Origin of the sequence: Amycolatopsis sp. SID8362, from assembly GCF_010550475.1 — a bacterium.
GTDB lineage: Bacteria > Actinomycetota > Actinomycetes > Mycobacteriales > Pseudonocardiaceae > Amycolatopsis > Amycolatopsis eburnea.
In genome coordinates this window covers 1-14,287 of sequence record NZ_JAAGNB010000905.1, presented here as the reverse complement: position 1 = coordinate 14,287, position 14,287 = coordinate 1, and the positions used below count along the sequence as shown (strand labels likewise).

General features: G+C 70.9%; 11 protein-coding genes and 1 pseudogene. 7 read left to right on the top strand and 5 right to left on the bottom strand.

Translation table 11 applies throughout. The features are described from left to right. The 4 genes and pseudogenes from G3I65_RS27870 to G3I65_RS27855 all read left to right on the top strand — a co-directional run. Positions 1 to 186, top strand: a pseudogene (locus G3I65_RS27870) (hypothetical protein); the annotation flags it as partial. Beyond that, positions 183 to 836, top strand: coding sequence for a hypothetical protein (locus G3I65_RS27865; protein WP_160698739.1), 654 nt, complete (start codon positions 183 to 185; stop codon positions 834 to 836). The pseudogene G3I65_RS27870 and the gene G3I65_RS27865, both read left to right, overlap by 4 nt. Beyond that, entirely contained in the window at positions 836 to 3,907 is a 3,072-nt protein-coding gene (locus tag G3I65_RS27860) for a helicase HerA domain-containing protein (protein ID WP_160698738.1), read from the top strand. Before G3I65_RS27865 ends, G3I65_RS27860 begins: the two co-directional genes overlap by 1 nt. Before the next feature lie 66 nt (positions 3,908 to 3,973). Then, the gene (locus G3I65_RS27855) at positions 3,974 to 4,528 is read left to right on the top strand and encodes a dihydrofolate reductase family protein (protein ID WP_309235750.1); all 555 of its coding nucleotides are present in this window, start codon (positions 3,974 to 3,976) and stop codon (positions 4,526 to 4,528) included. Here the strand turns inward: G3I65_RS27855 and G3I65_RS27850 are convergent. The 5 genes from G3I65_RS27850 to G3I65_RS27830 form a co-directional block, all read right to left on the bottom strand. Further along, complete coding sequence (locus G3I65_RS27850; protein ID WP_160698737.1) at positions 4,525 to 5,073, bottom strand: hypothetical protein; 549 nt, start codon at positions 5,071 to 5,073, stop codon at positions 4,525 to 4,527. The genes G3I65_RS27855 and G3I65_RS27850 overlap by 4 nt on opposite strands. Positions 5,074 to 5,191: 118 nt before the next feature. Beyond that, positions 5,192 to 6,043 carry an Asp23/Gls24 family envelope stress response protein gene (locus tag G3I65_RS27845; RefSeq protein ID WP_160698736.1) on the bottom strand — a complete coding sequence of 284 codons (852 nt, stop codon included), beginning with the start codon at positions 6,041 to 6,043 and terminating at the stop codon, positions 5,192 to 5,194. A 183-nt stretch (positions 6,044 to 6,226) separates the two neighbouring features. Next, on the bottom strand, positions 6,227 to 7,450 hold the full coding sequence (locus G3I65_RS27840) for an SGNH/GDSL hydrolase family protein (protein ID WP_309235749.1): 1,224 nt from the start codon (positions 7,448 to 7,450) through the stop codon (positions 6,227 to 6,229). Further along, positions 7,447 to 9,744 carry a beta-glucosidase gene (locus G3I65_RS27835; RefSeq protein ID WP_160698735.1) on the bottom strand — a complete coding sequence of 766 codons (2,298 nt, stop codon included), beginning with the start codon at positions 9,742 to 9,744 and terminating at the stop codon, positions 7,447 to 7,449. The genes G3I65_RS27840 and G3I65_RS27835 overlap by 4 nt, the downstream gene beginning before the upstream one ends. An 89-nt stretch (positions 9,745 to 9,833) precedes the next feature. Next, positions 9,834 to 10,844: a LacI family DNA-binding transcriptional regulator gene (locus G3I65_RS27830; RefSeq protein WP_166640652.1), complete on the bottom strand. Its 1,011-nt coding sequence runs from the start codon at positions 10,842 to 10,844 to the stop codon at positions 9,834 to 9,836. A gap of 134 nt (positions 10,845 to 10,978) precedes the next feature. Between G3I65_RS27830 and G3I65_RS27825 the strand changes: the two genes are divergently transcribed. From G3I65_RS27825 to G3I65_RS27815, 3 genes are read left to right on the top strand one after another with little or no spacing between them, the layout of a single operon-like run. Next, positions 10,979 to 12,274, top strand: coding sequence for an extracellular solute-binding protein (locus G3I65_RS27825; protein WP_160698734.1), 1,296 nt, complete (start codon positions 10,979 to 10,981; stop codon positions 12,272 to 12,274). Beyond that, positions 12,271 to 13,242 carry a carbohydrate ABC transporter permease gene (locus tag G3I65_RS27820; RefSeq protein ID WP_160698733.1) on the top strand — a complete coding sequence of 324 codons (972 nt, stop codon included), beginning with the start codon at positions 12,271 to 12,273 and terminating at the stop codon, positions 13,240 to 13,242. The genes G3I65_RS27825 and G3I65_RS27820 overlap by 4 nt, the downstream gene beginning before the upstream one ends. Continuing rightward, positions 13,242 to 14,066: a carbohydrate ABC transporter permease gene (locus G3I65_RS27815; RefSeq protein WP_160698732.1), complete on the top strand. Its 825-nt coding sequence runs from the start codon at positions 13,242 to 13,244 to the stop codon at positions 14,064 to 14,066. The genes G3I65_RS27820 and G3I65_RS27815 overlap by 1 nt, the downstream gene beginning before the upstream one ends. The last annotated feature ends 221 nt before the right edge of the window (positions 14,067 to 14,287 follow it).

The window sequence follows — 14,287 nt, the reverse complement described above, 5'->3', positions numbered from 1 at the left end:
GCCGGCGACGAAGCCCGGGCGAACGACCTCGCGGCCGACCTGGCGGTGACCACCCGCGCCCGCCCCCCGAACGGCGACGCCCGCGACGCGGCGCCCGAGCCGACCCGCTACGCGATCGACTGGCTCCTGCGCTTGCTCGAAGCCCGCGCGAAAACCACGACGCAGCACCGGAAGGAAGTCGAATGACGGACCGCTTGGGACAGAAGCAAACCGCGGCGATGTTCACGCTGATGGTGCTGGGCCGGGAGGTGTCGAACCAGGAGCTGGAGGAGGTCGTGGGCTTCACCCTCACGGGCACCGAGCGCACGGGCCTGAACAAGCTCGGGTACGTCGACAGCGACCGGACGGGGCCCAAGCGGAGTTTCGTGCACGAGCTGAGCGAGAGCGGCTGGGCCTGGTGCGAGCAGGAGCTGGCGGCGGGTGGCCCGCCGCCGCAGCGAGGCCAGAGCCCGTTGGCGGCGGCGCTTTACGTCATCCTCGGCCGGCTGGGGGAGTACCTGCGGCGCGAGAAGCTCCGGCTGACGGACGTCTTCGCCCCCGGCGAAGACGTCGCGGGGGAAACGACCGTTTCGGGTGGCAGCCTCGAAGACCGCATCCGGATCGCGTACCGCGAGCTCGTGAAGGAGCCCCGAGGGTGGGTCGGGCTGGTCGACTTGCGCCCGAAACTGGGCGCACCGGCGGCGGAGGTCGACGCCGTGCTCAAGGAACTGAGCCGGGCCGGCACGGTGCACCTGGTCCCGGAGGAAAACCGCAAAGCGCTCACCGCGGCTGATCACCAAGCCGCGATCCGCATCGGTGGCGAAGACAACCACCTCATCTCGATCGAGGTGTCATGATGGACGAGCTCACAGCGCTGGCGACACTGAGGTTCGATTGGGCGGACACGCCCGACCACGTCTGGAAGGACTCGCCGTACCACGTCGACGGGCTGCACGACGATGCTCTCGCCGCCCTCGACACCGGAATCCGCGACGCCACGGCCAGCGACGGCCCCAGCCCGATCGGGCTCGTCCTGCGTGGCCTCAAGGGGGTCGGCAAGACTCACCTGCTGGGTCTCGTCCGGCGCCAAGTGCACCGGGCGCGTGGGTACTTCTTCCTCGACGACGTCACCGCCGCCGACGCGTTCTGGGACAACACGGCCAAAGCGCTGCGTCTCGGCCTGTACCGGCTGGATGAATCGGGGGAGTCACAACTCAAGAGCTTCCTGTTGCGAGTGTGCTTGCGCGCTCAGGTCGGAGCGGAAGTCACCGCGACGATCCGGCGTGGGCGCGGGCTCACGGTCGACGATGTCGAGGCGTTCGTCGACGGGGTGCGTCGCCTGGACGAGACGGTCGTGGACCGCTGTGAGGACACCGCGCGGGCCCTCGTGCTCATCGCGAGCCGGGATCGCGGTGTCAAGTACATCGGCGAAGACTATTTGGACGGGGACACGGAACTCACGTCCGAGGCCCGGCAGTGGAACATCTACTCGCGGCCGAAACCGGCGCGTGTTCTCGTCGAAGAGATCACCCAACTGCTGGCCCTCACCGGACCGGTGGTGATCGCCGTGGACCAGCTCGACACTTTGGTGGCGCGGTCGACGAAGCGCACCGAGGAGATTGGGAACAGCCACGAGGAGGACCTCCTCGTGGCACAGATCGCCGACGGGCTGATGAACCTGCGGGAGGTCACCCACAAGACGCTGACCGTCCTCGCCTGTCTGCCGAGCACCTGGGAGCAGATCAAGACCAAGGCCGCCGGCACGGTACCCGACCGGTTCCGGGAGTCGGTGACGCTCGGCCGGATCACCGACGCCGAGGTCGGCCGCGCGCTGGTGGCGAAGCGGCTTGGCGTGGCTTACGAAGCGATGGGCTTCACCCCGCCCCACCCGAGCTGGCCCGTGGCTCCCACGGCGTTCGAAGGGCCGTGGGAGCAGTGGACCCCGCGGGAGCTCTTGAAACGCATCGTCGCCCACATCGACCTGTGCTTGCGAGGCAGGCAAGTCCGCGAGCTGACTTCCTTCGACGAACGGGTCCCGGTGCCGGCCGCTCCCGTCCGCACCGCGCTGGAAAACGACCGGTTCACCGAACTTGACGCCGACTTCGCGCGATTGATGGCGGAGGCCGAGCCTGGGCAGCTGCTGACGGAGAAGACCGAGGACATGGTGATGCCCGGCCTGATGTCGGCAGCCTTGCGCAGCTGGATCACCGAAGTCGGTGATGACGAAATGGAATGGTCGTGCGAACACCAGAACGGGCGCAGCGAGGTGCACGGCTGGCTCACCCGTACCCTCGACGAGGAGGCGGACATCCAGGAGCACTGGGCGTTCCGGGCGATCGCGGCGCAGCATCCCCGCGCCGCACTGAGCAGGTTCCGCAAAGCTCGTTCCGCCGCGGGGCAGCGACCCGGAGTGGACAACCGGCACCTCGTGATCATCCGCCGGCCGGACTGGTCGAAAGGCGCGAAGACTCAGCTGGAGGTCAAGGAGTTCCGGATGTCGGGCGGGCAGAAGATCCCGCTCTCCGATCGGGACGTACGCATCTTTTGGGCCCTGGACAAGATGCTCGCCAACGGGGGTCGTGAGCTGCACGAGTGGCTCATCGACCGGCGGCCCGCGAGCCGGTCCGAGTTGCTTTCCGCGGTGTTGCCGGAGAAGCCGTCGGGGCAGCCTGCCGAAGGGACGCATCCGCCGCCGGGGGAGGGGGAGATCACGCTCGGCAGCGTTGTCGGCTCGGGGGAGCCGGTGCGGGTTGAGCTTTCCGCGCTGCGCAAGCACGCCGCCGTTTTCGCGGGGTCCGGGTCCGGGAAGACCGTGCTGCTGCGGCGGATCGTGGAGGAGTGCGCTCTCCTGGGGGTTTCCGCGATCGTCCTGGACCCGAACAACGACCTCGCCCGCCTCGGCGACGCCTGGCCCGAACCACCGGACGGCTGGGGGCCCGACGACGCTCAGCTCGCGAAGCGCTATCTCGCCGAGACGGACGTCGTCGTGTGGACGCCGGGGCGGGCGACCGGGCGGCCGTTGGCGTTCCAGCCCTTGCCGGACTTCGCCGGGGTGCTCGACGACTCCGATGAGTTCGCCGCGGCGGTCGAGGTGGCGGTCGCGACGCTGGCTCCTCAGGCGAGGCTGACGGGGAGCACGGCGAAGACCAACATCGGGCTGGCGGTGCTGCGGCAGGCGGTCGTCCAGCACGCGCGGACCGGGTCGCGGAGCCTGCCGGAGCTGATCGAGCTGCTGACCGACCTGCCCGAAGACGTCAGCAACCTCAACGACGCCAAGCGGATCGCGGCCGGGCTGGCCGAGGTGCTCAAGGCCGCGATGGTCAACGATCCGCTGTTCGCGGGCGGCGGTGAGCCGGTGGATCCGGGCGTGCTGCTGACGCCGTCAGACGGCAAGCGGGCGCGGGTTTCGGTGATCAGCTTCGTGGGGTTGCAGGCGGAGGAGCAGCGGCAGAACTTCGTCAATCAGCTGCAGATGGAGCTGTTCGCCTGGATCAAGCGCAATCCGGCGGGGGACCAGCCCCTGGGAGCGTTGTTCGTGATGGACGAAGCGCAGACGATGGCGTCCTCGGGGAGCCTGACGGCGAGCACGCGCAGCACGATCGTGCTCGCTTCGCAGGCCCGCAAGTACGGGCTCGGGCTGTTGTTCGCCACGCAGGCGCCCAAGGGCCTGCACAACCAGGTGGTCGGCAACGCGATGACACAGTTCTTCGGCCGCCTCAACAGCCCGGCCCAGATCGCGGCCGCCAACGAGCTGGCCCGCGCGAAGGGGAGCCCGGTCGCGGACATCTCACGGCTGGAGCGGGCCCAGTTCTACGTGGCGGGGGAGGCGTTCGGCTTCCGGCAGGTGGCGACGCCGCTGTGCCTGAGCCACCACCCGGCGAGCCCGTTGCGGCTGGAGGAGGTGATCGCCCGGGCCCGGGAATCGTGAGCGTGTCGATTCGGGCCGGGTCCGTTCGACGCAGGGGTGAAACGCACCCGACCCGAGGAGCACCCCGTGATCCGCCTCTACATGAGCATGTCCCTCGACGGCTACATCGCCGGCCCCGACGACCGGCCCGGTCAGGAGCTGGGCCGCGGCGGCGGCCGGCTGTTCGACTGGCTCGACGAGCGCCACGGCGACGGACCCAGCGGCCAGGTGTACCGCGAGGCGTCGGCGACCGGGGCGATCATCGCCGGACGCCGGACTTTCGAGCTGGCCGGCCGGTGGGGCGGCGACCACCACGACGGCGTGCCGATCCACGTGCTGACCCACCGCGTGGACCCGGCCGACCCGGCGCCCGGCAGCACGCGGTACTTCACCGACGTCGTGGCGTGTGCCGAAGAGGCCCGCGCGGCGGCCGGTGAGCGCGGCGTCATGGTGCACGGCGCGGGCGCGGCGCAGGCCCTGCTGGCGGCCGGGCAGCTGGACGAGCTGGAGATCCACCTGGTCCCGGTCCTGCTCGGCGGCGGACGGAGGCTGTTCGGGGCATCGGACCCGGTCGAGCTACGGCTGGTGCGCCGCCTCGAGGACCGCGGCGTCACCCACCTGCGCTACGAAGTGTCGCGTTAGGACTTCTCGGCGGCGTACTGCGCGAGGATCGCGTGCGTCGCGTCGATCAACGCCGGCGCTTCGCACACCGTCGCGAAGATCTCCGCGTACTGCAGCAACACCAGCCGCAGCTTCTCCAGCTCGTCGCGCAGTTCCTGCGACCGCTCCCACGCCGCCTCGTGGACGACGACCGCCGTGCCCTCGGGCCGGGTCGCCTCCCACTCCTGCAACGCCGGGTGCCAGTGGGCCAGCACCGGGCGCAGGGCCGCGTTCAGCATCCAGATCGCCAGGTGCCCGAAGCGGTATTCACCCTTCCGGGGCGGCTTCGCCACGGAAGGGCCGTACTTGCGCAGGATCTCCCGGGTCACCCCGAACAGCTGGTACAGCGAGCTGAGCGCCTCGCGCAGGATGCCGTGGCCGGGGGCCAGCGGGGCGACCGTGATGCGGGTGACCAGCTCGACGTACAGTTCCCACGCCGCATCGCGTTCCGCCTGGTCCGGGCGCCATTCGCCGGACAGCTTCGCCGGGCCCCAGCCCAGATCCACCCTGACCTTGTCGATGGGCATGTGCCGCCTCCCCGATCCGTTACCGTGCGCAACGGCAGTCTACCCACGGTCGATCGGGTGGCCGGGTCCGTTACGGCAACGGTGCCCGGTCCCGGGTGGGGGACCGGGCACCGCGCGATCAGTCCGCTTCCGGGAAGTGGATGTCGGTGACGTGGACGTCCACGACCTCGACGTCCAGGCCGAGGTACTGCTCGACGGCGTCGATCACGGCGACCCGGATCTGCTCGCCGAGCGCCTTGACCGCGTGGCCGAAGGCGATCACCAGCGGGATGGTGATCCAGGCGACCTCGTCGGCGAGTTCGATGGTGATGCCGTCTTCGGCGACGCTGTGCACGCCTTCGGCCTTGGCGGCCACGCGGGTGACGATCTTCGCGACGACCCCGTCGGCCACGGTGGTGCTGCCGCGGGTGCCGGCCGCGGGCCGGGTCTCGGCGGCCGCTTCGGTGACCACGGCTTCGGCTTCGGCGACGACTGCCTCGGCCGGCTCGGCTTCGGCGACCGGCTCCGCTTCCGCTTCCGCGGCCGGCTCGGTTTCGGTGCCTGCCTCGGCTTCTTCGGCGACGACGGCGTCGTCGCCGGCCTCGGTGTCGCTGTCGGCTTCGGCGGAGTCGGCCTCGGTGTCCGCGTCGGTGTCGGCCTCGGCGGAGTCGGAGTCCGCGTCGGTGTCGCTGTCGGCCTCGGCGACCGCGTCGGTGTCGGCCTCGGTCTCGGTCTCGCTGTCGTCCTCGACCACCGCGTTCGAATCCGTGTCGTCCTCTTCGGCTTCGGCGGTGTCCTCTTCGGAGCCCGCCGAGTCCTCGGCGGTTTCCGCGGTCGCTTCGACCTCGGCCGCGGAATCCGTCTCCTCGGCGCTGTCGGCCGGGACTTCGGCGACGGCGGGTTCGGGCTCGGCGGTGCCGTAGGCGTACCCGCCGGAGCTGGGGTTTTCGTTCTTGGGGCGGCCGAAGATGCTGTTGATGACGTCGGACATGGTTTCCCTTCCCGGGGAGCGACGACTCACTGTGGGGACGAACAGACGGCGCCACTATAGGGTGAAGCCTGTGACGCGCGGCACAGGCCCCCACCTTCGAGACTCGCTTGTGTCCCAACGGATATCCGGCGCTCGGAAACTACGTCCAGGAATTGTCCACTTTCCGACCCGTGGACATTTCTTTCACCCTTTCCGGAATAGCCCCGCAGGCACGCTCGAACCCAATGCGCGATATCCGGCGGGATTGAGGTGCAGGTGGTCACCGACGTCGTAGGCAGGCAGCAGCCGCGCCGGTGCGGCCGGGTCGCGGGCCACGCGGTCGAAGTCGAGGACCGCGTCGAAATGACCCGGTTCGCGGATCCACGCGTTCACCAGCTGTCGCGCCGCCTCGCGTTCCGGGGCGTCGTAAGCGGTGTTGCCGCCGAACGGGGTCAGCGTCGCGCCGTAGACGTCGATGCCGGCGGCGTGGGCGCGGACGAGGATCTGGTCGTACGCGTCGATCAGCTGCGCGGCCACGTCCGCGGCGGCGGCCGGGGTGGCCGTGCCGATGTCGTTGACGCCTTCGAACACGATCGCCCACGACACGCCGCTCTGGGCGAGCAGGTCGCGGTCCAGGCGGGCCAGCACGTTCGGGCCGAGGCCGTCCTGCAGCACGCGGTTGCCGCCCGCGGCCTCGTTGAGCACCGCCGACGACACGCGGGACGCCAGCACGTCCGGCCAGCGGTCGTTGCCGTTCGTCGTCGAGCCGCGGCCGTCGGACAGCGAGTCGCCGATCACCGCCACCGCCGAAGCCGGGGACAGCACCTCGACGCCGCTCAGGAAGTACCAGTGGTCGACCGGGGTCGCGCCCGTCAGGTCCGCCGACGCCACCTGGTTGCCGGGCACCAGGTACGACGTCGTGCGCGAGCCCGGGTGCGAGGTGACCGACAGCGAAGCCTGCCCCTGCGCCAGGTACGTCGTCACGGCGATGTTCTCGAACGGCCGCACCGGGAACGGCAGCGGGTCCGAGACCACCTGCGCGCCCACCGGGACCGACACCGACGGCTTGCCGTGGAACGTCACCGGCAGCACGCTGCCCGGGACGACCGACGACACCCCGGCGGCACCCGCGGCCGGGCGGGCCACCGTGACCGCCGAGAGCGGCAGGGGTGCCCCGCCGAAGGCGTTCGAGAACCGCAGGCGGATGCGGGGCCCGCCGGCCGTGACGTGCGCCGTCTGCCGCAGGGAAGCGTTGTCCAGCACCCGGTCCGTGCCGGTGTACGGGGCCGGCGGCAGGTTCGCGGGTTCGGTCAGCTGCGGCATCGACGTCCACGTCGCCACCCACTGCGACGACGGCGGCCGGGCCGAGGCGCCCGCGAACAACGCGGTCAGGACCGCCAGCGTCGCGACCAGCGCTGTGCGTCTCACCGCGAGAACTCCGGTGCCAGGACCCGGTCGAAGCCGACGTGCCGGCGCGGCCCGGTCAGCGTGCAGTGCAGGGTCGCGACGATCTGCTCGCTCGAGGTCCCGACGCGCAGTTCGACGTCGCCGGGGTCGACCTGGCGGCGGCCCGCGCGGCCGGTGTAGGACGTCAGGTCCGCGTGCAGCCCGATGTCCAGCACCTCGGTCGCGCCCGGGGCGAGGGTGACCCGGCGGGCCGCGATCAGCTGGCGCTCGGGCCGTGCGACCTCGGCGACCGGGTCGTGCAGGTACACCTGGACGACTTCGGACGACTCGCGGTCGTGGTCGTTGCGCAGCGTGACCCGGACCCGGCACACGCCGTCGGTCGGCCAGACCGAGCCCGTCGCGCTGACGTCCAGCCAGGTCGCCGGCGCGTAGGAAAGCCCGTGGCCGAACGGGAAGAGCGGCGTGGGGTCGACCGTGCTGACCTCGCTGCGCCGGCCGAGCGGCGCCGACAGGTAGGTCGACGGCTGGCTCGCGCCGGCCGCCGGGAAGCTCACCGGCAGGCGGCCGGCCGCGTCGATCCGTCCACTGAGGACGTCCGCCAGCGCCGTCGCGCCCTCCTCGCCGGGGTAGAACCCGGCCACGACCGCGGCCAGCCGGGGGAGCTGGCGGGAAAGCTCGTACGGGCGGCCCGAAAGCAGCACCACGACCACCGGCTTCCCGGTGTCCAGCAACGCGTCCAGCAGTTCCTCCTGCCGGCCGGGCAGCCGCAGGTCGGGCGCGTCGCAGCCTTCGCCGGACGTCCCGCCGCCGAACAGTCCGGCCCGGTCGCCCAGCACGGCCACGCACACCGAAGCGTCCGCGCACGCCGCCACGGCTTCCGCGATCCCGGCGTCGTCCCCGCCGGTGACCGGGCAGCCGAGCGCGTAGGTGACGTCGTAGGACGACCGCAGCGCTTCCAGGAGGGTCGGCACCGAAACCCCGAACGGGACGTCGGGGTGGTGGACGCCGACGTGCAGCGGGAACGAGTAGCAGCCGAGCATCGCGCCGGCCGCGTCCGCGCGCGGCCCCACCACGGCGAGGCGAGCGCCGGGGGAGAGCGGGAGCGTCCCGTCGTTGTGCAGCAGCACGATCGACTTCTCGGCCACCTCGCGGGCCAGCGCCCGCGATTCGGCGTCGTCGAGGTCGACCTCCTCGGGCACCTCGGGCGCCCAGTCCGCGTCGAGCAGGCCGAGTTCGCACTTCTGGCGCAGCACCCGTTCGAGGGCGCGGTCGACGGCGGCGGCGTCGACCGCACCCCCTTCCACCGCGGCGAGCAGCGGCTCGCCGTAGCAGTCCATGGTGGGCAGTTCCACGTCGATGCCGGCGGTCAGCGCCTGGCCGGCGGCGTCGGCGCGGTCGGCCGCGACGCCGTGCAGCCGGTGCAGGAACGCCACGGAGAAGTAGTCGGCGACGACCGTGCCGTCGAAGCCGTAGGTGTCCCGCAGCAGGTCGGTCAGCAGCGAGGTGTCGGCGGCGGAGGGGAGGCCGTCGGTGTCGGTGTAGGCGTTCATCACCGACCGGGCGCCCGCGCGCAGCGCCAGCTCGAACGGCGGGAGCAGGACGTCCGCGATCTCCCGCGGCCCGGCCGAAACCGGGGCCAGGTTGCGCCCGGCGCGCGAGGCGGAGTAGCCGACGAAGTGCTTGAGGGTCGCGACGATGCCGGCCGATTCCAGGCCCGCCACGTAGGCGCTGCCGATCGTGCCGACCAGGTAGGGGTCCTCGCCGATGGTCTCCTCGACGCGGCCCCAGCGCAGGTCGCGGGCGACGTCGAGGACCGGCGCGAGACCCTGGTGCACCCCGAGGCCGCGCATGGTCCGCCCGATCCGCTCGCCCATGCGGCGGATGAGGTCCGGGTCGAACGTCGCGCCCCACGACAGCGGCGCCGGGTAGATCGTCGCCTGCCACGCGGCCAGCCCGGTCAGGCACTCTTCGTGCACCACGGCGGGAATCCCGAACCGGCTGCTGGACACGATCTGCCGCTGGGTGCGCGCCAGGCTGTGCGCGCCGATCACCGGGTCGACCGGCCGGGTGCCGAAGACACGGGTCAGCTGGCCGATGCCGTGCCGGACCAGATCGTCGAAGTCGAGCGCCGCGTCGACGAACTCGTGCTGGTGCGGGGCCATCTCGCCGCCGGAGTCGATGCCGACCCAGACGCCGTAGAGCTGGGCGAGCTTCTCGCGGAGGGACATGCGCGCCATCAGCGCGCGGACGCGTTCGCCCGGGTCGGCCGTGGGGTCGCGCCACGGCTCGGGAGCCGTGGTGGGCTGCGTGGTCAAGGCTTTCCGCCCTTCTTCAGAAGCTTTCGGGGGTTCCGGGTGGCGAAGCCCCCGGCCCGGGGCGGAGCCCCGGATGTCACGGGGGGAGTTCAGGAGAGGGCCCGGGTCGAGTGGCGCACCACGAGGCCGGTGTCGAGGGTGACGTGCGTGCGCGCGACCTCGTCGCCGTTGATCAGGGCGATGAGCATGCTGATCGCGCGGTGGCCCATCTCGCGGATGGGCTGGTCCACTGTGGTCAGTGGCGGGCTGCAGAGCGCGGACTCGGGGACGTTGTCGAAGCCGACGACGGACAGGTCGTCCGGCACCGAAAGCCCCAGTTCGCGGGCCGCGCCGACGGTCGCGATGGCCGAGATGTCGTTCGCGGCGAACACCGCGGTCGGGCGGTCCGGGCCGGTCAGCAGGTCGTGGGCCGAGGCCGCGGAGACTTCCGGGTCGTAGGCGCCGATCCGGATGAGGTTCTCGTCGGCGGGCACGCCCGCGGCTTCCAGTGCCCGCAGGTAGCCCGCTTTGCGCAGCGACGCCGATTCGAGGTCGGGCCGGCCGGCGAGGAACGCGATCCGCCGGTGGCCCAGGTCCAGCAGGTGCTCGGTGGCCAGCTGCGCGCCGCGGAGGTTGTCGGAGTCGATGGTCGGCAGGTGCGACGGCCCGGTGTGCGGGTCGACCGCGACCACCGGCGTGCCGGGCACGGCTTCGAGCGAGACGGCGGGCGTGACCAGCACGGCGCCGTCGACGAGGGTGCCGGACAGTCGGGAGAGGTAGCGCTTCTCCCAGCCCGACGGATCGCCGGTGCGCCCGCCCGCGGAGTAGACGACGAGCTCGAAACCGCTGCCGCGGATGGCGTCCGCGGCTCCCTTGAGCAGCTCGGTCGAGAACGGTTCCAGGTCGGCGACCAGGATGCCGATGACGTTGGTCCGGTGGTTTCTCAGGCTCTGCGCCACGAGGCTGGCCTCGTAGCCGAGTTCTTCGATGACCGCTCGGACCCGGGCGAGCGTCGCGGCCGAAACGCCGTAGCGCTCGTTGATCACTTTGGAAACCGTGGCCACCGAGACACCGGCACGCGCCGCGACGTCACGGATGGTCACCCTCGAGCTGGGCTGCATCGGCTCAGACTAACCATGGAAAACGTTATCGACAACGATTGACATCCGATTTGCCCCAGGTGCAGACTCTTCGCCAACCCGGGCGCTGTCACGCCCCGTCCAACTCGGCCGAAGTCGTCAGGAGTGGACCCACGATGTTCGCAAAACGCCGGATCCCCGTTCTCGCCGCTCTCGCGGCCGTAGTCCCGCTCGCGCTCTCGGCGTGCAGCGGGGGGAGCGACGCGCCCGCTCAGCCGAGCGGGCCGGTAACCCTCACCTGGTGGCACAACGGCACCACCGATCCGATCAAGTCGATCTGGGAGAAGGTGGTCGCCGACTACCACCAGGCGCACCCCGACGTCACGATCAAGGCGCAGCCGCTGCAGAACGAGGACTTCCCCACCAAGGTGCCCCTCGCGCTGCAGGGTGCCGAGCCGCCGGACGTCTACCAGTCCTGGGGCGCCGGTGACCTGGCCTCGCAGATCACCTCGGGCAAGGTCGCCGACATCACCGACTTCACGAAGCCGTGGATCACCCAGACCACCGGCAAGTTCGGGGAGAACTGGCAGGTCGACGGCAAGCAGTACGGCGTGCCGTTCGAGCAGCACTTCGTCGGCTTCTGGTACCGCAAGGACCTCTTCCAGCAGGCCGGGATCACCACCCCGCCGAAGACGATGGAGGAGCTGAACACCGCCGTCACGCAGCTGAAGGCCAAGAACATCGCGCCGATCTCGGTCGGCGGCAAGGACCGCTGGCCCGACGCCTTCTACTTCAACTACTTCGCCATCCGCGAATGCTCGGTCGACGTGCTCAAGCAGTCGGTGAAGGCGGTCAAGCTGGAAGACCCGTGCTGGACGAAGGCCGGTCAGGACCTGAAGAACTTCCTGGCCACGCAGCCGTTCCAGACCGGGTTCGCCGGCACGCCTGCCCAGCAGGGCGCGGGCAGCTCCGCCGGCCTCGTCGCCAACGGCAAGGCCGCGATGGAACTGCAGGGCGACTGGGAGCCCGGCACGATGTCGGCGCTGACCGAAGACAAGCAGCTGGATTCGAAGATCGGCTGGTTCCCGTTCCCGTCCGTGACCGGCGGCCAGGGCGACCCGGCGGCCGTGCTCGGCGGCGGTGACGGTTTCGCCTGCACCACCCGCGCGTCGAAGGCGTGCGCGGACTTCCTGCAGTACCTGGGCAGCGAGCCGGTGCAGACGCAGCTCGCCGCGCAGGGTGCCGGCCTGCCCGTCAACACCGTCGCCGCGAAGTCGCTGAAGACCGACACGCTGCGGGACGTCTACGACTACGGCACGAAGGCGCCGTACCTGCAGATGTACTTCGACCGGGCGTTCCCGACCGCGGTCGGCGCCGCGCTGAACGACGCGGTGGCCAACATGTTCGCCGGCCAGGGCACCCCCGAAGGCATCGTGACGGCTGTCAACCAGGCCGCGGCGGGTAACAAGTGACCACGGCGACGACCCCGGTGCGGACGGCGGCGCGGCCGTCCGCACCGGCGGTCGGCGCCCGGCGGCGGCGGTCCGGCCTGCGGAAGCGGCTCGAACTGGCGCTGCTGCTCGGGCCGGCACTGCTGCTGTTCGCGGGGTTCGTCCTGGTGCCGATCGGGATCGCCGCCTTCTACAGCCTGTTCAAGTGGAACGGTTTCGGCCCGCTCGACGACTTCATCGGCTTCGACAACTACGTCGACGCGTTCTCGGGGACCGTGTTCCAGAGCGCGATCGTGCACAACCTGATCATCGTGGGACTGTCGATCGTGGTGCAGCTGCCGTTGTCGATCGGGCTGGCGATGCTGCTCAACCGCAAGCTGCGGGGCCGCGCGGTGCTGCGCGCGCTGGTGTTCGCGCCGTACGTGCTTTCCGAGGCGATCACCGCGGTGATCTGGGTGCTGATGCTGCAGCCCAACGGGTTCGCCGACCAGGTGCTCAAAGGGGTCGGTCTCGGCGGCCTGGTCCACCAGTGGCTGGCCGACCCCGGCATCGTGCTCTACACGCTGTTCGTGGTGATCACCTGGAAGTACATCGGGTTCGGCATCATCCTGCTGCTGGCCGGCCTGCAGGGCGTGCCGGCCGAGCTGCGCGAAGCCGCCGCGCTGGACGGCGCGTCGGCCTGGCAGACCACCCGCCACGTCGTGCTGCCGCTGCTCGGGCCGACCATCCGGATCTGGATCTTCCTGTCGGTGATCGGTTCGCTGCAGCTGTTCGACGTCGCCTGGATCATGACCACGGGCGGCCCGGCGAACGCGTCGACGACGATGGCGACCTACCTGGTCGACCACGGCTTCAAGCGGTACGAGTTCGGGTTCGGCTCCGCCGTGGCGGTGATCCTGTTCGTCATCTGCTTCGTGTTCGCCCTGCTGTACCAGCGGTTCGCGCTCCGTCGCGACACCCAGGGCGCCCTGACCAGGATGGTGAGCTGATGCGTTCACGCCGGTTCGGCCTGTCGGTCGGCTACCTCGCGGCGATCGTCGTGCTCGGGGTGACCGTCGTGCCGCTGCTGTTCGTCGTGCTCGGCGGGTTCCGCAGCAACGCCCAGATCAACAACGACCCGGCCGGGCTGCCCGGTCCGTGGATCTCGGACAACTACGCCTCGGTCCTCGGCTCGGGCGCGTTCTGGACGTTCCTCGGCAACAGCGCGCTGATCGCCGTGATCGCGACCGGGGTTGCCGTGGGACTGGGGTCGATGGCCGGGTACGCGCTGTCGCGGTACCAGTTCAAGGGCCGGGAAGGCCTGTACACCCTGTTCACGCTCGGCCTGCTGTTCCCGCTGACGGTGGCGACGCTGCCGCTGTACCTGTGGCTGCGCCAGCTGGGCATGCTCGAGAGCTTCTGGGGCGTGGCGATCCCGGAGGCGGCGTTCTCGCTGCCGGTGACGATCGTGATCCTGCGGCCGTTCATGCACGCGATCCCGGGCGAGATCGAGGACGCGGCCGTGCTCGACGGCGCGAGCAGGCTCGGGTTCTTCTGGCGCATCCTGCTGCCGCTGTCGACCCCGGCGCTCACCACGGTCGCCGTCCTGGCGTTCGTCACCAGCTGGAACGCCTACCTGCTGCCGCTGCTGGTGTTCAACGACTCCGCGCACTTCACGCTCCCGCTCGGCGTCGCGACGTTCCAATCGCAGTACTCCCAGGACACCGCCCGCGTGCTCGCGTTCACCGCGCTGTCGATGATCCCGGCGCTCGCGTTCTTCGTGCTCGCCGAACGGCGCATCGTCGGCGGGCTCACCGGCTCCGTGAAGGGCTGACTCAGGAGGTCCCCCCGTGCCGTCCGAGGTCCACCGCCGTACCTTTCTGCAGTTGCTCGCACTGGCCGGGGCCGGCTCGGCCGCCCTGCCGGGACTCGCCGAGGCGGGGGCCGGGTTTCCCTTGGTGTCGCGGGGGAAGGCCGCGACGATCGTGGTCGCCCCCGGCGACCTGCCGGGCGTCCGGCGGGTCGCCGGTGACCTGGCCGCCGACGTCGAACGCG

Bases quoted from the DNA above. Each gene is read 5' to 3' on its own strand.
- G3I65_RS27865 (WP_160698739.1), top strand. From the start codon at position 183: ATGACGGACCGCTTGGGACAGAAGCAAACCGCGGCGATGTTCACGCTG.
- G3I65_RS27860 (WP_160698738.1), top strand. From the start codon at position 836: ATGGACGAGCTCACAGCGCTGGCGACACTGAGGTTCGATTGGGCGGAC.
- G3I65_RS27850 (WP_160698737.1), bottom strand. From the start codon at position 5,073: ATGCCCATCGACAAGGTCAGGGTGGATCTGGGCTGGGGCCCGGCGAAG.
- G3I65_RS27845 (WP_160698736.1), bottom strand. From the start codon at position 6,043: ATGTCCGACGTCATCAACAGCATCTTCGGCCGCCCCAAGAACGAAAAC.
- G3I65_RS27830 (WP_166640652.1), bottom strand. From the start codon at position 10,844: ATGCAGCCCAGCTCGAGGGTGACCATCCGTGACGTCGCGGCGCGTGCC.
- G3I65_RS27825 (WP_160698734.1), top strand. From the start codon at position 10,979: ATGTTCGCAAAACGCCGGATCCCCGTTCTCGCCGCTCTCGCGGCCGTA.
- G3I65_RS27815 (WP_160698732.1), top strand. From the start codon at position 13,242: ATGCGTTCACGCCGGTTCGGCCTGTCGGTCGGCTACCTCGCGGCGATC.